The sequence below is a fragment of the Marinobacterium sp. NO-S09 genome (assembly GCF_059179545.1).
Window position 1 is genome coordinate 168,269 of the sequence record NZ_CP168954.1, and the last position, 18,050, is coordinate 186,318.

Consider the following 18,050-nt stretch of genomic DNA (forward strand, 5'->3'; position numbering starts at 1 on the left):
TATCTATGTTCTGAAATGACTGTCCCGGCAAAAGCCGGGACAGTACAGGGGTTTGATACGGCTGAGCCGATCAGCTTTCCGCTTCGCAATGGGCGGCATAACCGTCCGCATCCAGCAGGTCTTCAAGCTCGGCGGTATCGCTCAGCTTGATTTTGAAGAACCAGCCATCGCCATAGGGATCTGAGTTCACCATTTCCGGTGCATCTTCCAGATCTTCGTTGACGGCAACAACTTCACCACTCAGCGGCGCGTAGATGTCGGAGGCAGCCTTAACAGACTCCACTACACCCGCATCGTCGCCAGCGCTCATCTCGGCGCCCACATCCGGCAGCTCAACAAAAACCACATCGCCGAGCAGGTCCTGTGCATGGTCGGTGATACCGACTACGACCACACCTTCACCCTCTTCACGGATCCACTCGTGGCTGGCTACATATTTCAGTTCGTTCGGGACGTTGCTCATCTCGGCTTCCTATCTGACAGGTTCAGGAAAATACTTTTTCGCCATGACGGACGAAAGGCGGGCGGACAACCTTGACCGGAACACGCTTGCCACGCATTTCAACTTCCGCTGTATCCGCTGTACCGGCCGGTACACGCGCCAGTGCAATGGAGTGACCCAGCGTGGGCGAGAAACTGCCACTGGTGATTTCACCTTCGCCTACGCCTTCGACAATCACCTTTTGATGACCGCGCAGAACACCTCGTTCGGTCAGAACCAGACCGACAAGACGTCGCGGCGCACCTTCTGCTTTCATTTTCTCAACGGCTTCACGGCCAACAAACTGACGATCTGCCGGCTCCAGAGCCAGCGTCCAGCCCATGGCGGCTTCCAGCGGTGACACGCTTTCATCCATATCGGTGCCGTAGAGATTCATGCCTGCTTCCAGACGCAGGGTATCACGTGCCCCCAGACCGCAGGGCGCAACACCCGCCTCGTGCAGCTGCTGCCAGAAATCGGCAACTTCATCTTCGGGCAGCATGATTTCCAGGCCATCTTCGCCAGTATAGCCGGTGCGGGCGATAAACCAGCCTTCGGACTCCTGGCCAAAGAAGGGCTTGAGTTCAGAGATCAGACGAGCGCGGGATTCACTGACTGCCTGTTCCACGCGCTGACGCGCCTTGGGGCCCTGAATGGCGACCATGGCCAGTTCCGGCTGTTCGGTCAGGGTGACATCGAAGCGCAGGGCCTGATCGGCCATCCAGCGCAGATCCTTGTCACGGGTACCGCAGTTAACAACCAGACGATACCATTCGCCGGACGCGCCGGGCTCAGTCATCAGGTATACGATAAGGTCATCGATGACACCGCCCTGCTCGTTCAGCATGCCGGTATAAAGGGCCTTGCCCTTTTTCTCCAGACGCGCGACGTCATTGGACAGCAGGTGACGCAGGAAGCTGCGTGCCTGGGCACCGGCCACATCGACAATGGTCATATGGGAAACATCGAACATGCCGGCGCTCTGCCGAACCTTGTGGTGCTCCTCAACCTGGGAGCCATAGTGCAGCGGCATGTCCCAGCCGCTGAAGTCTACCAGTTTGGCGCCCAGCGCCTGATGTTGTGCATGAAGTGCAGTCTTATGTACCATCGGCAAACTCATCTACAGGCGGTGTTCCGAAGCTTAAGCCTAAGCCATGTTGCAACCGGTTAACACAAAAAAAGGGATGACAATGTATCGGCATTTGCGCCCCAGTTCAATCTTTAGCCGCCGCTCACACCCGCGGACGCCGCGCCAGTGGCGGTTGTTCGCCGGATAGCCCCATGGCCTGCAGCACCAGATGCTGCTTTACCGGCTCCAGCCGATCCACCAGGTTCATGCCACAGCTGCGCAGCAATCGCACCGGTGCCGGCTGAGGCGCAAACAGGCGCCGGAAGCCTTCCATGGTCGCGGCCATGCCCAGATTGCTGCTGCGGCGCTGGCGCTGAAAGCGTCGCAACACGGTCAGCTCGGCAATGGATTCACCGCGAGCCTCGGCACGACAGAGCACATCCACTAATGCAGCGGCGTCCATGAAACCCAGGTTCACGCCCTGACCGGCCAGCGGATGGATGGTGTGCGCCGCATCTCCGATCAACGCAAGCCCCGGCTCTACATAACGGTGGGCATGACGTTGACGCAGGGGGATCAGCTGCCGCTCGGTACAGGCAGTCACCTCACCCAGACGATTTTCAAAAGCGCGACCCAGGGCAGTGAGGAACTCGCTATCGGACAGTGCCATCAAGTCACGGCCATGCGCTGGTGAGGTTGACCAGACAATCGACGACACATTCGCCTCGGTGCTGGTCAGTGGCAGGAAGGCCAACGGGCCATCCTCGGTGAAACGCTGCCAGCAGCAGTGAGCGTGGCTATGTTCGGTCCAGACGCTGGTCACCAGCGCGTGGTGGCCATAATCCCATTCGGTGGCAGGGATACCCGCCAGTTTGCGAATCTGCGACAGGGCACCATCCGCCGCGACCACCAGGCGGGCCTGCAGCAGGCGCCCATCCTCCAGTTCCAGCTCTCGCTGGCCTGCGGCGGCGGGGGCTGACAGGGCACGTACACGGGTACCCGTCATCAATTCCAGATGCTCGTGCTGCTGTAACGCCTGCAGCAAACCGGCATGAATAACGGCATTTTCGACGATATAGCCGAGACAATCCTCGTGCAGAGCATCCGCACTGAAATGGATGGAACCACTGCCCTCGCCATCCCAGACATGCATATCGGTATAATCACAGGCCCGACCTGATGCCGTAATAGCGTCCCAGGCACCCAGGTTTTTCAGCAACTGTACCGATGCCAGGTTAAGTGCACTGACCCGGTTTTCGTACTCATTGCTGCCGCGTTCCGCCACAGCCTTAAGCCAATCGGCCGGATCTCCGGGGCGCTGTTCCAGCAAGGCCACGCGCAGCCCTGTACGGGCAACAGCCAGGGCCAGTGCCAGGCCAACCATGCCGGCACCCACCACCACCAGATCATAGTCTGTGTTCTGATTCATCAACTTATCCCGTGATTGGCATATTCAGCGCAGCCGCGCCGCCGGTTGGTCCAGCCCCATGGCCGCCCTGGCAAAGACGGTTTTCAGTGCAGGACAGACATCCAGCAGCTGCAAACCGGCACCACGCCCTAACCGCAACAGGCTGTTATCGCTGGTAAAGGCCCTCAGGGTCAGATCGCTGAAACCGATGGTACGCTGCTGATCCTGCTGCCGCTCCTGCACGAAGCGGCTCAGTCCTTCAATATCGCCCAGTGCCAACCCGGCCCGGCGACGCTCGATAATCAGATCGGCCAGCGCCACCACACCGCGCAGGGCCAGGTTGTACCCCTGACCGGCAATCGGGTGCAGCGCATGTGCCGCATTCCCCAGTACCACCAGACCCGAACGCACCTGCTCCTGCGCCAGCGCCAGTTTCAATGGATAGTGAAAACGCTCACCGACGGCCACAAAGCGCCCGGCACGAAAACCGAAGGTCTGCTGCAGGCGTTGCAGAAAGGCAGTGTCATCCAGTGCCAGCACCTCGTCCAGCGCCTCGTCCGACAACGTCCAGACCAACCCACAGCGCGGGCTTCCGCTCAACGTTTCTCCCGGCAGCAGCGCAATGGGGCCGCCCTCGGTAAAACGTTCATAGGCGACATTGTCATGACTCCGATCCAGCGAGACATTGGCCACCAGCGCATGCTGGCCGTACGCCTTTTCACTGTAGTGGATACCGATACGCTCGCGCAGAGCAGAACGTCCACCATCGGCCATCACGACCAGCTGTGCATCCAAGGTTCGGGTTTCGCCACTGACCTGCAGCTCGACCTGCTGCCCCCCTTCAATGGGCGATAGTCCCGTGACTTCAGCGGGGCTGATCAAATCCAGGTATTCACTGCGGTGCTGCTGCAAATGACTGATCAACACCTGGCCCAGCCAGTGATTTTCCACCACGTAGCCAAGCGCCGGCACGGACTCTTCTTCAGCACGCAGGCGTGTGGTGCCGAAGCGGCCACGCTCGGATACATGAATGGTGTCGATGGGAGTCAGGTGCTCGCTCAGGGCGGACCAGATCCCCATACGCTTGTACAGGGTGCGTACCCCCTGAGCCAGCGCTGTCGAGCGGGCATCATAGCTGGGTACAAAGCGGGGTTCACTCTGGCCGTCATCCGGTAACGGCTGAGCTTCTATAAGCGCCATGCGCAGCTGCAAGGACTCGGCCAGCGGCAGCAGCGCAGCTGCAAGACTGGCGCCGACCATGCCGCCGCCGATAATCACCAGATCGTACCCCTGCATGTTCTTCTCCCGTCAGGCTCCGGCCATCAGTGCTTCGATATCGGCAATCTGCTTGGGCACCGCTTCCGTCAGTACTTCACAGCCTTGCTCGGTGACCACCACATCGTCTTCGATGCGAATACCGATCCCCCGCCAGTGAGGCTCGACGCTTTCGTCATCCGGTGCCACATACAAGCCCGGCTCAACGGTCATGACCATGCCCGGTTCCAGCGGTCGCCAGTCGCCCTTCTGTTTATATTCACCCACGTCATGCACATCCATGCCCAGCCAGTGCCCGACACGGTGCATGTAGAAACGGCGATACGCGCCCTCTTCGATCAGCGTATCAACCTCTCCCTGGAGCAGACCCAGACGCACCAGACCTTCCGTCAAAACACGCACGGACAGCTCATGGATATCGTTCCAGGGCACACCGGGGCGAATGGCATCGATGCACGCCAGCTGGGTATCCAGCACCAGCTGATAGAGTTCAGCCTGATGACGCGAGAAACGTCCGTTAACCGGAAAGGTACGGGTAATATCACTGGCGTAGTTGTCCAGCTCGCAGCCGGCATCAATCAACACCAGGTCGCCGTCCTGCAGCAGGTCCATATTGTCGATGTAGTGCAAAATACAGCCATTGGCGCCGCCCCCCACGATGGGTGAATACGCCTGAAAACGCGCACCTTCACGCATGCAGTGGGCTGTAATCTCGGCTTCCAGCTGGTACTCACCCATACCCGGACGGCACACCTGCATCGCCTGTACATGGGCAGCAGCCGATATTTCACCGGCACGGCGCATCAGCGCCACTTCGGCTTCGCTTTTGAACAGGCGCTGTTCATGCAGCAGCGTTTCCAGCTGAACCAGCTCACGCGGCGCTTCGGCACCCTGACGCGCCTTGGCACGTACCTGGTTAACCCAGCCACGTACCCGTGTATCCAATACCTCATCCTGCCCCAGGGCGTAATAAAGGCGCAGACGACCGTCCAGCAGCTCCGGCAGCTCTGTCTCGATCTGCTTCAGCTCAAACGCCTGATCCATGCCAAAGTCGCGCACACAGCCCTCCGGGCCGGCGCGATAGCCGGTCCAGATCTCCATTTGCGGGTCACGGGGCGGGCAAAAGATCACGGCTTCACCTTCAGCACGGCCCGGCAACAGCAGCAGCAAGGCGTCCGGCTCGTTGAAGCCGGTCAGGTAATAAAAGTCGCTGTCCTGACGAAAAGCGTATTCCGCATCACGATTGCGGGTTTTCAGACTTGCCGCTGCAACCAGAATTGCGGCATTTGCCGGCACAGCCGCCAGCAGCTGAGCCCGGCGGCGGGCAAATTCATCCTGGGCAATTTTCATGCTGTTTCCTGTTTAATGCAGTATGGGGGGCTCGCCGGAAGCGGGGGCTTCGGCCTTGGCGTCAGGCTCATTACATTCACTGAAGATGAGCAGCGCAGCCATACGGACATATTCCTGCACCTCCATCAAATTGGCTTCATCTTCATCGCCCTCGGCGTCTGCCTCGGTGCTGATCTGGACGATTTGAGCCAGATCACGCAGGGTTTCCTGCCCTTCCACGGAGAGCCCGCCCGGACCCGTCTGTTCTTGCATGCCAAAACCGCTGAGAAAACCGCTGCACCAGACCCCAAGGGACTCGGCGCGAATCGACAGAGGCTGATCATCATCCGGCAACATCAGTTCAAAGCTGAAGTCAGGTGCCTGGAACTGCTGCAGGATGGCCATATAGACCTGCATGGCACCACGTCGGGCGGCCTCGTTGCGAAATGGCTCAATGTCGAACAGGGTTTGTATACGCTGCAGCAGACCCGCAGGATCAAAACGCGCACCTGCTGCAACCTGGCCGGCGAGCATGCCGTGCAGTTCGGCCGGTGACAGGGTCAAGGCTCCCTCTTCTACCAGCAGGTCAGCCAGGACATCGAAGTCCGGGAGTTCAACGGAGGTCGATTGTTCTTCTGTCATGTGCAGCATCCGGGTCGTTTCTTGGGGTGGCGGGTTGAGGCCGACATAAGCCGGCATAATATGCTTCCCTATGCTAGCATCTCACCATAGGCAGAGCCATCTGCCGTCAATTGACCCTGCTCAAGCAGCTGTTTATAGTCGACAGGTTAGGATGTAGGAACGGGTATGAGCGAGCACTATTTCAACGCCCTTGAGCACAAGATTGATCAACTGCTGGACCATGTCGAGCAGCTGGAAAGAGACAATGAACAGTTGCGACAGCAAAACCAGCAACTGCGAGAGGAGCGTGCGCAGCTGGTGCAGCTCAACGATCAAACCCGCGGCAAGGTTGAAGGCATGATACAGCGACTCAAGGCACTGGAGCAGAATTCATGAGCGCGGATGCACGTACGGTAACAGTCAAGCTGCTGGACAAGGAATACACCATCAGCTGCCCCGATGGCGCAGAAGCGGAGCTGCTGGCCTCGGCCGACTACCTGAACCAGAAAATGCAGGAGATTCGTCAGTCCGGCAAGATCATCGGACTGGAGCGGATCGCTGTCATGGCCGCCTTGAATATGTCACATGAGCTGATCAAGAACCACGAGCAGCAGCGCCAGAATATTGAAACCAATCTGCGCCGCCTGGGACAGAAGATTGATCATAGCTTGAGCAGCAATGCCAAGCGACATGAAAACTCTTCATCCTCCTGAAAAGCTTTTATATAACAAAAGCATAGAGACACCCCTAGCAAACTTCGACAGAATTTCAAGGGCTGACATTGAAGCACGAACGCGTATAATGGGATTCAGGTTCCTGGAGTGTTCGATAGTTGGTCAAGTCCCTCGAGCCGATAAGCAATACCCAGGCAGTGTTCAACAGATGATGTGCGCATGTCCGCGTGACGGAAAGCCTGATTTGTCTGTGACCACTTCCACTCTGAACCTTAGGGTTCAGGGCCACGACCGACACCGGCACTCTGGGAAGCCTCCTTACCATGATGCAGGACCGTAAAGCACTCCGCCGTGAAATACGCCAGCAGCGCCGAGCGCTCAGCCGCAGCCAACAACGACTGGCCGGCAGGCAACTGGCACAGCAACTGAGCCGCCAAATCTGGTTTAGACGTGCCCGTCACATCGCACTCTACCTGCCCAACGACGGCGAAATCGATACCCGCCCCATCATTGCTTTATGCCGACGTCAGCGTCAGCACCTGTATCTGCCCGTACTGCACCCGGTACGTCACAACCGTCTCTGGTTTACACCCTATACGCGAAAAACACCGATGCGACTGAACCGCTATCGCATCAGCGAACCCGTGCCCACAGGCCAGCCTCGACGCCCGGCGTTTGCCCTGGATCTGGTATTAATGCCACTGGTTGCCTTTTCACCCGGAGGCGGTCGCCTGGGCATGGGAGGGGGATACTATGATCGAACCTTTGCGTTCAAGCTGGCAGAAAAGCGCCTGAGAGGCCCTCGTCTGGTTGGCCTGGCCCACGAGCTGCAGAGAAGAGACGCGTTACCCCTGGAGCCCTGGGATGTGCCCCTGAATGCGGTAGTAACGGATAATGCCTGTTATGGAATCAGCTATTAAACGCCTGCTGAACCATTGATGCCAATTGCAGGTCACTTTGCGAAATTCCGGTCATCACTGCACCGACAACAAATGCGACTACGAGTACCAACACCAGATCAGGGCTTTTATTCATAGCATTAAAAGTTCTTTGTCCGATTATTATGGTTAGCCGTTGAAACAGCTGAAAAAAGCGTAACGTGCCCTAGTGTTTCACAGAGCCGTTTTTTTTCAACCCCAAATAGCGCTTTTTCCTGATCTTATCCGCATTTTTTTAGAACTTTCGCTAAATCCCAGAAAAATAAAGCAAACCTAAGCTTAAGATGTCGGCATTTAACGACTATTAGACCACCAAAACCAGGACCAACGGCAGGCTCAGCATGGCCAATAAGGTTTGCAGGGTAATAATGGCAGCCATCAAGTCGGCATCTCCGCCTAACTGGCGCGCGAGGATGTACGCTGAAGTGGCGGTTGGTACCGCAGCAAACAGCAGTAGTACCTGAGTCGCCAGCGTCTCCAGCTCCATCAACCCTGCCGCCCCCAGTGCCAACAGGGGAAACAGCAGCAGCTTAATGCCACTGGACCAACCCAATGCACGCCAGGAGCCGTGCAGACTGCGCACACTCAACCCCGCCCCTACTGCCAGCAGTCCCAGGGGCAAGGCCATTCGTGCCAGCAGGTCCAGCACACTGCCAATCCAGACCGGCAACCCCAGTCCGGTCAAACTCAGTGAGATCCCCAACAGGCAGGACAAAATCAGCGGATTGGTAGCCAGCGTACGCAGTACGCGACGGACACCTGCCCTCTGCGTTGCCAACGAGGAGAACGCCAACACGCACAACAGGTTCAGCATTGGAATCATCACTGCCGTGATAATCGCCGCATGCACTATGCCGGCATCGCCATAGAGTGCAGCCGTGGCCGCCAGCGCCACATAGGTATTGAAACGCATGGCACCCTGAAAAAAGGAGGTGTAGGCCGGGGCGGCCAACCCCAGAACAGGCTTCAACAACAAACAGACCAGCACACCGGCACCCAGCAACAGCAGTACCGCTGCCACCAGTGACAGTGACGCCCCGCCGGTCAGCTCAGAATGAGCAAGACGGCTGACCAACAACGCTGGAAAGAACACATAGTAGGTCGCTTTTTCCGCCGGCACCCAAAAGCCTTCGCCGGGAAAATCAAAGCGTCGTGCCAGATGCCCCAACAGCAACAGGGCAAAAACAGGCCAGAGAGCGGTGATAATGGCCAGCATCTGAGATACATTCCCTTATAGAAACTCAATAAAGATAGCGGAAGAGGCTGCGCGTTATGATGACATCCCTGGTTCTCACTATTATCGGCCCGGACAAACCCGGTCTGGTTGGCTTACTGTCCCGCACCATTGCCGATCATCAGGGTAACTGGCTCGAGTCCGGCATGTCACGCCTGGGCGGCAAGTTCGCCGGCATCCTGATCACTCAGGTGCCGACCGCAGAAGCCGATGCGCTGATTACATCCTTGGAAGCACTGAGCACCCAGGGCCTGAAAGTAACCGCCGAGCGCAGCGAGGAAGCACCCGCCCTTGATACCCTGCAGCCGATGACACTGGAACTGGTCGGCCATGACAAACCCGGTATCGTGCGCGAAATTTCCCAGGCTCTGGCGGCGCGCCATATCAACGTGGAACGCCTGAGCACCGAGCTGACTTCCGGCTCCATGTCGGCTGAAGAGCTGTTCAAGGCGGAAGCGGAACTGCTGGCTCCTGCCGACCTGGACCCGGATGAGCTGCAGCAGGCACTGGAAGCGATTGCCGGTGATCTGATGGTGGATATCACCCTGCGCTAAAGGCTACAGATACAGAAAAGCCGCCCAAGGGCGGCTTTTTCATACCCAGCGAATACCCGCCGTTCAGTACGCCAATCAGTCGGCGCGAGCCGCCAGCAGATCACGGCCACGGATCACCGCCGCTCGCACCTGGTCCGGTGCAGTCCCCCCAATGTGGTTACGCGCAGCAACCGAACCTTCCAGCGTCAGCACTTCGAACACATCCTGCTCGATGGTGTCGGAGAACTGCTGCAGCTCTTCCAGCGTCATGTCGGACAGGTCCTTGCCGGTCTTGATGCCGTAGGCCACGGACAGGCCCACGATTTCATGCGCATCACGGAAGGCCACACCCTTGCGCACCAGGTAGTCAGCCAGGTCAGTCGCGGTGGAGAAGCCACGACGGGCCGCTTCACGCATCTCGTCCTTGCGCGATTCAATCGCCGGCACCATGTCACCGAACGCACGCAGACAGCCCTTCACCGTATCCACGGCGTCGAACAGCGGTTCCTTGTCTTCCTGGTTGTCCTTGTTATAGGCCAGCGGCTGGGACTTCATCAGGGTCAGCAGTGACATCAGGTGACCGTACACACGACCGCTCTTGCCACGCACCAGCTCCGGCACGTCCGGATTCTTCTTCTGCGGCATGATGGAAGAACCGGTGCAGAAGCGATCCGGCAGGTTGATGAAGTTGAACTGGGCCGAGGTCCAGAGCACCAACTCTTCCGACATGCGCGTCATGTGCATCAACAGCACACTGGCGGCGGCGCAGAACTCGATACCGAAGTCACGATCGGACACCGCATCCAGGGAATTACCGGCCGGGGCGTCAAACTGCAGCAGCTCAGCCGTATAGGCACGGTCAATCGGGTAGGTGGTACCGGCCAGCGCAGCAGCGCCCAGCGGCATCACGTTGACACGCTTGCGGCAGTCGGCGAAGCGTTCGTAGTCACGGCTCAGCATCTCGAACCAGGCCAGCAGATGGTGACCAAAAGTGACTGGCTGAGCCGTCTGCAAGTGAGTAAAGCCGGGCATGATGGTGTCGGCTTCCTGCTCGGCCAGACCCAGCAGGCCATCCTGCAGGCGGCTGATTTCGGCCAGCACCTGATCGATTTCGTCACGCATGTAGAGGCGAATATCAGTGGCGACCTGGTCGTTACGAGAACGGCCGGTGTGCAGCTTCTTGCCGGTGATGCCGATCTTCTTGGTCAGCGCCGCTTCGATGTTCATATGCACATCTTCCAGCTCGACGGACCAGTCGAATTCACCGCGCTCGATCTCAACTCGGATCTCGCCCAAACCACGGATAATGGCATCACGCTCGTCTTCAGTCAGCACACCCACCTTGGCCAGCATGCGCGCATGCGCCACCGAGCCCTGGATATCCTGCTTGTACAGGCGCTGGTCGAAGTCGACGGATGCGGTAAAACGGGCTACGAACGCGTCGGTCGGCTCATTAAAACGGCCGCCCCACTGCTGATTGGTTGTCTGGCTCATGCCGGGAATCTCCTGCTACTGATGCGGCCACCGCTGCGGCCCTGTCTGTTTGACAACGATTATAACAACCCTGCCCTGTATCAGTCTTGTGCCTGGGCACGCTTGGCCGTTATCTGCAGCGATCTGGTACACTTGGCTTTATTTTCCCGCTTGTCGAGTTGACGCTTGCCCAAGGAGAGTTCATGTCCCGCACCATTCGCATCGCTACCCGTCGCAGTCTGCTGGCCCTCTGGCAGGCCGAGTACGTCAAGGCCGAACTGGAACGGCACCACCCGGGTATCCAGGTCGAGCTACTCAAGATCGAATCTCGCGGCGACAAGATCCTCGATACACCTCTGGCCAAAATCGGCGGCAAGGGCCTGTTTGTAAAAGAACTGGAAAACGCCCTGCTCGACGGCAGTGCCGATATCGCCGTGCATTCAATGAAAGACGTGCCCATGGAGTTCCCGGAGGGCCTGGGCCTGCCTGTGATCTGCGAACGCGAACGCCCGACCGATGCCTTTGTCAGCAACCAGTACAACAATCTGGATGAGCTGCCCGAAGGCGCCATTGTCGGCACCTCGTCCCTGCGCCGCGAAGTACAGATTCGCGAGCGTCGCCCCGACCTGCAGGTAAACTTCCTGCGCGGCAACGTACAGACCCGCCTGCGCAAGCTGGACGAAGGCCAATACGATGCCATCATCCTGGCCACGGCCGGACTGATGCGCCTTGAACTGAATGAGCGTATTCGCCAGGAGATTACCCCGGAAGAGAGCCTGCCCGCCGGTGGCCAGGGCGCCGTCGGCATCGAATGCCGCAATGACGACGCTGAACTGATTGAGCTGCTGAAACCGCTGCACCACGCCGATACCGCCAGCCGCGTCTTGGCCGAGCGCGCCCTCAACCGTCGCCTGGAAGGTGGCTGCCAAGTCCCGATCGGCTGCTACGCCGTACTGGATGAGGCCGGCGAAGAGCTCTACCTGCGTGGTCTGGTCGGCCGCCCGGATGGCACCCGTGTGCTGCGTGACGAGATTCGCGGTCCGCGCGCCGAAGCCGAAGCCATGGGTATTACCCTGGCGGATCGCCTGCTCGGCGCCGGTGCCGATGAAATTTTGCGCGAGGTGTACAGCGAGCGTGGCTGAACCCTCCCTGCCACTGGCCGGGCAACGGGTGCTGGTCACCCGCCCCGAGCACCAGGCCGCTAACCAGATCGAACTGCTGCGCCAGCTGGGTGCCGAGCCAGCGCCCCTGCCACTGCTGGAAATTCTGCCCACCACCGCTGAAGATGGCGCCGATTTCCAGCAGTGCAAGTCCTGCATTCTCGACCTGGACCTCTACCGCGATGTCATTTTCGTCAGCCCCAACGCCGCCCGCATTGGCGCCGACTGGATTGACGACTACTGGCCACAGCTGCCTCTGGGCGTACGCTGGGTCGGCATTGGCAAGCAAACCGCCGACACCCTGCAGCAGCTCGGCTTTGATGCCTGGCACGCAGCCGGCGGTTATGACTCTGAAACCCTGCTGGCTGACCCCAGCCTGCAGCAGATGGACGGCGAGCGCGTACTGATTTTACGTGCAGAAGGCGGACGCGACCTGCTGGCACAGACGCTGCAACAGCGTGGCGCCCGCGTGGATTATGCCCATATCTATCGTCGCGGCTGTCCCGAATACCCGCCCGAGCTTATCCAAAGTACTATTTATGCACAGCCCTTATCGGCTATGCTGATTACCAGTGGTCAGGCACTGCGTAATCTGCTGACGCTGTGCGCAGCCTTCAACAACCGCCTGACTGATACAATCGTCATAGTTCCCAGTGCCCGCCTTGCCGAGCTGGCCCGTTCGCTGGGATTCAACCGAATCCGGGTAGCCTCAGGACCGGACGACACGTCCATGGTCAACACCCTGCTACCCGCATGACAACCGGAATACGGCATGAAAGACAAGCGCAACGATCAACAGGATAAGGACACCAACTCTTCGCTGCCTGAAGACCCCACGCCCGATACTGCCTCGGCTCAGGATAGCGAAAACGCCTCTGCAACCGATACGCCGGCCCCGGAAAACAAGCCGGACACCGAGACAGACAAGGCGGCAACCGACGCAGCCGAGCCCGCAAAGGCCGAGACGACTCCGCCACCGGCCGCTGAACCCGCCAAAGCAGAGCCCCAGCCCGAAAAAACTGACCGTCAGGGTGCCACCTGGCCCGGCAAGCTGGCTCTGGCACTGTCACTGGTCGCACTCGGCGGCGGTGGCTATCTGTTCTGGGAAGGCTGGCAGCTGAAACAGTCCAGCAGCCAACAGCAGAGCCAAATCTCTCAGCAGGTCGAAACCGCGCTGGCCAATGGCCGTGCCGATACGGCAGAAACCCTGGCCAGCGTCAGCCAACAGCTGGGGCAGCTTCAAGCTCAGGCCGAAGCAGACAAGGCCAATATCGACCAACTGCAGGATCGCCTGACCCGCAGCATTCAACAGGTCACGGCCACCGCCGAAGTCAGCCGCAAGGACTGGCTCATGGCGGAAGTTGAATACCTGCTGCGCCTGGCCAACCAGCGCGTACTGATGGAGCAGACCGCCAACGGCGCACTGAATCTGCTCAAGTCCGCTGATCAGATCCTGCGCGAAACCGACGATGTCACCCTCTACGACGTACGCAAGGCTCTGGCCGAAGATATCGCCGCACTGGAAGCCGTGCCCAAGCTCGATTCCGAGGGCATGTTCCTGAAGCTGTCAGCCCTGAACCGACAGGTCGACAACCTGCGTGTCACCCCGATTACCGACAAGCGCAAGCTGCCATCACTGCTGGAAGACATTACGCCGGAAAGTGTGGAAGAAACCTGGGGGCAGGATATCAAGGCCAGCTGGAACCAGGCGGTGGACAAGTTTGAGCAGCTGATCGTGATCCAGCATCATGACGAGCCGGTCAAACCACTGATGTCACCGGAACAGACCTTCTTCCTGCAGCAGAACCTGCACTTGATGCTGGAACAGGCCCAGATGTCCCTGCTGCAGCGTAAACAGCAGGCATACGACGCCAGTCTTGAAAAAGCACACACCTGGATAGGCACCCACTTTGATGCCGAAGATGCCAATACCCAGGCACTGCTGCGCGGTCTGGAAGAACTCCAGGGCATCAACGTAGCACCGGAGCTGCCGGACATTTCCGGCTCGCTGACCACCCTCAAGGCTTACCTGCAGCAGATGCAGAAACTGCGCGAGGAGGGTTAAGGCGATGAAGAAACTGTTTATCTTCCTGCTGATCTTCCTCGTGGTCGGCGCCTGGCTCGGCCAGCTGATGGTGCAGGACCCCGGCTATGTCCTGCTGGCCTACAAGCAGACGACAGTGGAAACCAGCCTCTGGGTGCTGCTATTGCTGCTGATCGTCGGCTTTGCGCTGGTTCACTGGCTGCTCAACCTGATCGGCAATGCCCGTCTGCCCGGCGATAAGGTGCGCAGCTGGCGCAGCAATCGTAACCGCCGTGTCGCCCACAACAAGACCCTCAAGGGTCTGGCTGCCCTGTCTGAAGGCAGCTGGTGGAAAGCCCAGCGTTACCTGAGCCAGGCGGCCGAGCGTTCCGACCTGCCGGTGGTGAACTACCTGGCCGCGGCCCGTGCCGCCCACGAACAGGGCGACACCAAGGCCTCGGACGCTCTGCTGGCCAAGGCACGTGAAAGCAGCCCGAAAACGGAAGTTGCGGTCGGCCTGACTCAGGCCGAGCTGCAGCTTGAACGCGGTCAGCTTGAGCCCTGCCTTGCCAACCTGCTGAACCTGCGCCGCCGGGCACCGAAGAACACTCAGGTGCTGCGCATGCTGAAGGATACCTACCTGCGCCTGGAAGACTGGCTGGCTCTGATCCAGCTGCTGCCGGAACTGAAAAAGCAGCATGTAGTGGAAGCCGAAGCGGCCACCGAACTGGAACGCCAGTGCCATCGCAACCGCCTGCAGCAATGCTTGCAGTCGCTTGAGGACAGCAGCGATAGTGAGGAAAAACTGCGTACGCTGAGCCGCAGCTGGCAGGCTGTGCCCCAGGCACTGCAACGCGACCCCGAGCTGGCCGCAGAGTATGTTGAGCTGATGCGTTCGATCGGTGCCGAGCACGAAACAGAAAGTGTTCTGCTGGACCTGATCAAGCGTCGCTGGGATGCACCTCTGGTCCGTCTCTACGGTCTTGTGCAGGGCAAGGACCCGCACAAGCAGCTGGAGCAGGCACAGCGTTGGCTCAAGCGTAACCCGGATTCAGCCGAACTGGAGCTGACCCTGGGCCGCCTCAACATGCGTCTGGAGAATTGGGGCAAGGCGATTGACCATCTGGAGCGCAGCCTGGAGCTACAGCCTGGCGGTGAAGCCGCCGAGGAACTGCAGCGCTTGCTGCTGCATCTGGGCGAACATGAGCGCTTGCAGCAGCTGTTCAAACGCCAGCTGTTGCAAACCTCGACCGCCCTGCCGGCACTGCCACTGCCGCCAGCCGAAGAAGCCGGGGAAGAAAGCGCAGCGAATGCCGATACCGGTGAAGCCAAAGCCACCAGCTGAGGCTGAAACACAAAGCAAAACGGGCAGCCTGAGCTGCCCGTTTTTGTATCCCTTGAATCTAACGTCAGTCAGTTCAGGCTTTCTTGTCCGGACGCGGCGCCCAGGCGAATACGTCCGAATGAATCTGAGCTTCGCTCACACCCTTCTCTTCCAGTCGGTCCACCAGCGCATGCACCATTCCCGGTGAACCACAGGCGTAGACCGCCAGGTGTTCATCAACGCTTTCCAGCTGGTCCGCCAGCACGTTAGGCATCAGACCGGTCAGGCCTTCCCAGCCCGGGCTGTTTTCCGGTTCACTGACCACTGGCACGAAGCGCACATTGGCATGCTCGGATACCCACTGCTGCGGTAGCTTCTCCAGGTACATGTCCGCTTCCACGCGCGCGCCCCAATAGATATCAATAGGGTTCGCCACCTGGTTTGCCAGCAGGTGCTCAACCATGCTCTTGATCTGGGCAAAGCCGGTGCTGGCCGCAGCGAAGACAAAGCGCGTTTCCGGTTTCAACTCGGCTTCAACCAGATGTACCTTGCCCTTGGGCAGCTCCACATCCACCTGCGACTGACTGCGCAGGTGGTTCAGGATCATGGCATTGAATTCACTGCCCGGCACTTCGCGGATGTGCAGCTCCAAGTCACGGCCCTGATCCGGTGCCGAAGCGATGGAAAAAGACGCCTTCTTGCCTTCCGGCAGGCACAGATCCAGATACTGGCCGGCATGAAAATGCACGTTCTGCCTGTCATTGGCCTCCAGGCGCAGGCGCACCCGGTACACGTCGTGGTTAAGGGCTTCAAAGCCGGTAATGTCGCAATGTTTCTGTTCTACGGGAAACACGTTATCACTCCCTGATCGAGCAGTATCGCCACTCGAGTAGTTGGGTTTAACAAATATTCAGTTCGTCCCAGATCTCATCGACCCGCGTTTTTACCTCCGGGTCCATCTGGATGGGCTCGCCCCATTCGCGATCTGTTTCGCCCTGCCACTTGTTGGTGGCATCCATCCCCATCTTGGACCCCAGACCGGAGACCGGGGAGGCAAAATCGAGATAGTCGATCGGCGTATTGTCGATCATCACCGTATCCCGCTTGGGATCCATACGCGTGGTAATCGCCCATATAACATCCTGCCAATCGCGTGCGTTTACATCGTCATCACAGACTATGACAAACTTGGTGTACATGAACTGGCGCAGGAAAGACCAGACACCCAGCATCACGCGCTTGGCATGGCCGGGGTACTGCTTCTTCATGGTCACCACCGCCATGCGGTAGGAGCAGCCCTCTGGGGGCAGGTAGAAATCCACGATCTCGGGGAACTGCTTCTGCAGAATCGGCACGAACACTTCGTTCAGCGCGACGCCCAACACCGCCGGTTCATCGGGCGGACGGCCGGTGTAGGTGCTGTGATAGATGGCATCCTTGCGCCGCGTAATGCGCTCCACGGTAAACACCGGGAAGCGATCCACTTCATTGTAGTAACCGGTGTGATCGCCGAAAGGCCCCTCTTCCGCCATCTCGTCGGGGTCGATATAACCTTCCAGAATAATCTCGGCACTGGCTGGCACCTGGAGGTCGTTACCCAGACATTTGACCACTTCCGTTTTGCCGCCACGCAGGAGGCCGGCAAAGGCATACTCGGACAGGGTATCCGGCACCGGCGTCACCGCTCCCAGAATGGTAGCCGGGTCTGCACCCAAGGCCACTGACACCGGAAATTTCTCGCCCGGGTGCGCCGCTTTCCATTCACGGAAATCCAGTGCTCCGCCACGGTGAGCCAGCCAGCGCATGATCAGCTTGTTGCGGCCAATCAGCTGCTGGCGGTAGATACCCAGATTCTGACGCGACTTTTCCGGACCACGGGTGATCACCAATGGCCAGGTGACCAGCGGACCAGCATCACCGGGCCAGCAGGTCTGGATCGGAATGCGGTTCAGGTCGACGTCGTCACCTTCGATCACCACTTCCTGACAGGGCGCCTTGCGTACCTGCTTGGGCCCCATATTGAGCACCTGCTTGTACAGCGGCAGCTTGTCCCAGGCATCTTTCATACCCTTGGGCGGCTCAGGTTCTTTAAGCTGGGCCAGCAGTTTACCGACATCACGCAGTGCTTTGACCGACTCTTCGCCCATGCCCAGCGCCACACGCTCGGGCGTGCCGAACAGGTTGCCCAGCACCGGCATGTCATATCCCTTGGGGTTCTCGAACAGCAGCGCCGGACCACCGGCCCTGAGGGTACGATCACAGATTTCGGTCATTTCCAGCACCGGGTCTACCGGCATGCTGATCCGCTTCAGTTCGCCACGTGCTTCCAGCATCTGGATAAAGTCACGCAGGTCCTTGTACTTGGGTGTCGACATGTAAAGGTTCGTTCCAGCCAGGCCGCCCTGAGGGCAAGAGGGTTTGAAGTTCGTTGCCGGCAGGCCCGAAGCCGGCCGACAGATACAAAAAAGGGTAAGTGTGAGCTTACCCTTTTTCTACCCGGTTCGGATC

General features: G+C 59.1%; 19 protein-coding genes and 1 other RNA gene. 9 read left to right on the forward strand and 11 right to left on the reverse strand.

Annotated elements, in window-relative coordinates; translation table 11 throughout:
* Window positions 1-70 precede the first annotated feature (70 nt).
* From gcvH to O3C79_RS00950, 6 genes are all read right to left on the reverse strand, one after another.
* Window positions 71-463, reverse strand: a complete 393-nt coding sequence (gcvH, locus tag O3C79_RS00925) for a glycine cleavage system protein GcvH (protein ID WP_010321572.1) — start codon at window positions 461-463, stop codon at window positions 71-73.
* Window positions 464-485: 22 nt separating this feature from the next.
* Complete coding sequence (gene gcvT, locus O3C79_RS00930; RefSeq protein ID WP_494384466.1) at window positions 486-1,589, reverse strand: glycine cleavage system aminomethyltransferase GcvT; 1,104 nt, start codon at window positions 1,587-1,589, stop codon at window positions 486-488.
* A gap of 124 nt (window positions 1,590-1,713) precedes the next feature.
* On the reverse strand, window positions 1,714-2,979 hold the full coding sequence (locus O3C79_RS00935; protein WP_494384467.1) for a UbiH/UbiF/VisC/COQ6 family ubiquinone biosynthesis hydroxylase: 1,266 nt from the start codon (window positions 2,977-2,979) through the stop codon (window positions 1,714-1,716).
* Between the two features lie 24 nt (window positions 2,980-3,003).
* Window positions 3,004-4,254, reverse strand: a complete 1,251-nt coding sequence (ubiH, locus tag O3C79_RS00940) for a 2-octaprenyl-6-methoxyphenyl hydroxylase (RefSeq protein WP_494384468.1) — start codon at window positions 4,252-4,254, stop codon at window positions 3,004-3,006.
* Between the two features lie 12 nt (window positions 4,255-4,266).
* Window positions 4,267-5,583 (reverse strand): Xaa-Pro aminopeptidase, encoded by a 1,317-nt coding sequence (gene pepP, locus O3C79_RS00945; RefSeq protein ID WP_494384469.1) that lies wholly within the window; start codon window positions 5,581-5,583, stop codon window positions 4,267-4,269.
* 12 nt (window positions 5,584-5,595) lie between these two features.
* Window positions 5,596-6,204 (reverse strand): UPF0149 family protein, encoded by a 609-nt coding sequence (locus O3C79_RS00950; RefSeq protein WP_494384470.1) that lies wholly within the window; start codon window positions 6,202-6,204, stop codon window positions 5,596-5,598.
* Window positions 6,205-6,369: 165 nt separating this feature from the next.
* Between O3C79_RS00950 and O3C79_RS00955 the strand changes: the two genes are divergently transcribed.
* The 4 genes from O3C79_RS00955 (at window position 6,370) to O3C79_RS00970 (ending at window position 7,777) form a co-directional block, all read left to right on the forward strand.
* Window positions 6,370-6,579 carry a TIGR02449 family protein gene (locus O3C79_RS00955; RefSeq protein ID WP_010321566.1) on the forward strand — a complete coding sequence of 70 codons (210 nt, stop codon included), beginning with the start codon at window positions 6,370-6,372 and terminating at the stop codon, window positions 6,577-6,579.
* Window positions 6,576-6,896 carry a cell division protein ZapA gene (locus O3C79_RS00960; protein ID WP_010321565.1) on the forward strand — a complete coding sequence of 107 codons (321 nt, stop codon included), beginning with the start codon at window positions 6,576-6,578 and terminating at the stop codon, window positions 6,894-6,896. Before O3C79_RS00955 ends, O3C79_RS00960 begins: the two co-directional genes overlap by 4 nt.
* Before the next feature lie 97 nt (window positions 6,897-6,993).
* Window positions 6,994-7,173: non-coding RNA, 6S RNA (ssrS, locus tag O3C79_RS00965), on the forward strand.
* A 7-nt stretch (window positions 7,174-7,180) separates the two neighbouring features.
* Entirely contained in the window at window positions 7,181-7,777 is a 597-nt protein-coding gene (locus O3C79_RS00970; protein ID WP_010321564.1) for a 5-formyltetrahydrofolate cyclo-ligase, read from the forward strand.
* Here O3C79_RS00970 and O3C79_RS00975 read toward each other — a convergent pair.
* Entirely contained in the window at window positions 7,767-7,892 is a 126-nt protein-coding gene (locus O3C79_RS00975; RefSeq protein WP_272941690.1) for a hypothetical protein, read from the reverse strand. The two genes, O3C79_RS00970 and O3C79_RS00975, sit on opposite strands and share 11 nt — an antisense overlap.
* Window positions 7,893-8,099: 207 nt before the next feature.
* A complete protein-coding gene (locus O3C79_RS00980) occupies window positions 8,100-9,011 on the reverse strand; it encodes an AEC family transporter (protein WP_494384471.1) in 912 nt (303 codons plus the stop codon).
* Window positions 9,012-9,067: 56 nt separating this feature from the next.
* Between O3C79_RS00980 and O3C79_RS00985 the strand changes: the two genes are divergently transcribed.
* Window positions 9,068-9,583: a glycine cleavage system transcriptional repressor gene (locus tag O3C79_RS00985; RefSeq protein ID WP_494384472.1), complete on the forward strand. Its 516-nt coding sequence runs from the start codon at window positions 9,068-9,070 to the stop codon at window positions 9,581-9,583.
* Window positions 9,584-9,658: 75 nt separating this feature from the next.
* On the opposite strand, the gene argH is transcribed toward O3C79_RS00985, so the two are convergent.
* On the reverse strand, window positions 9,659-11,056 hold the full coding sequence (gene argH, locus O3C79_RS00990) for an argininosuccinate lyase (RefSeq protein WP_010321561.1): 1,398 nt from the start codon (window positions 11,054-11,056) through the stop codon (window positions 9,659-9,661).
* Window positions 11,057-11,238: 182 nt separating this feature from the next.
* Between argH and hemC the strand changes: the two genes are divergently transcribed.
* Genes hemC through O3C79_RS01010 form a run of 4 tightly spaced genes read left to right on the forward strand, consistent with a single transcriptional unit; the run spans window position 11,239 to window position 15,563 of the window.
* Window positions 11,239-12,177, forward strand: a complete 939-nt coding sequence (hemC, locus tag O3C79_RS00995; protein ID WP_494384473.1) for a hydroxymethylbilane synthase — start codon at window positions 11,239-11,241, stop codon at window positions 12,175-12,177.
* Window positions 12,170-12,952: a uroporphyrinogen-III synthase gene (locus O3C79_RS01000; RefSeq protein ID WP_494384474.1), complete on the forward strand. Its 783-nt coding sequence runs from the start codon at window positions 12,170-12,172 to the stop codon at window positions 12,950-12,952. The genes hemC and O3C79_RS01000 overlap by 8 nt, the downstream gene beginning before the upstream one ends.
* Before the next feature lie 15 nt (window positions 12,953-12,967).
* Window positions 12,968-14,260 (forward strand): uroporphyrinogen-III C-methyltransferase, encoded by a 1,293-nt coding sequence (locus O3C79_RS01005; protein ID WP_494384475.1) that lies wholly within the window; start codon window positions 12,968-12,970, stop codon window positions 14,258-14,260.
* Between the two features lie 4 nt (window positions 14,261-14,264).
* Window positions 14,265-15,563: a heme biosynthesis HemY N-terminal domain-containing protein gene (locus tag O3C79_RS01010; protein WP_494384476.1), complete on the forward strand. Its 1,299-nt coding sequence runs from the start codon at window positions 14,265-14,267 to the stop codon at window positions 15,561-15,563.
* A gap of 73 nt (window positions 15,564-15,636) precedes the next feature.
* On the opposite strand, the gene O3C79_RS01015 is transcribed toward O3C79_RS01010, so the two are convergent.
* Both O3C79_RS01015 and ubiD read right to left on the reverse strand, forming a co-directional pair.
* A complete protein-coding gene (locus O3C79_RS01015; protein WP_494384477.1) occupies window positions 15,637-16,395 on the reverse strand; it encodes an NAD(P)H-flavin reductase in 759 nt (252 codons plus the stop codon).
* A 46-nt stretch (window positions 16,396-16,441) separates the two neighbouring features.
* Window positions 16,442-17,917 (reverse strand): 4-hydroxy-3-polyprenylbenzoate decarboxylase, encoded by a 1,476-nt coding sequence (gene ubiD / locus O3C79_RS01020; protein WP_494384478.1) that lies wholly within the window; start codon window positions 17,915-17,917, stop codon window positions 16,442-16,444.
* Between the last annotated feature and the right edge of the window lie 133 nt (window positions 17,918-18,050).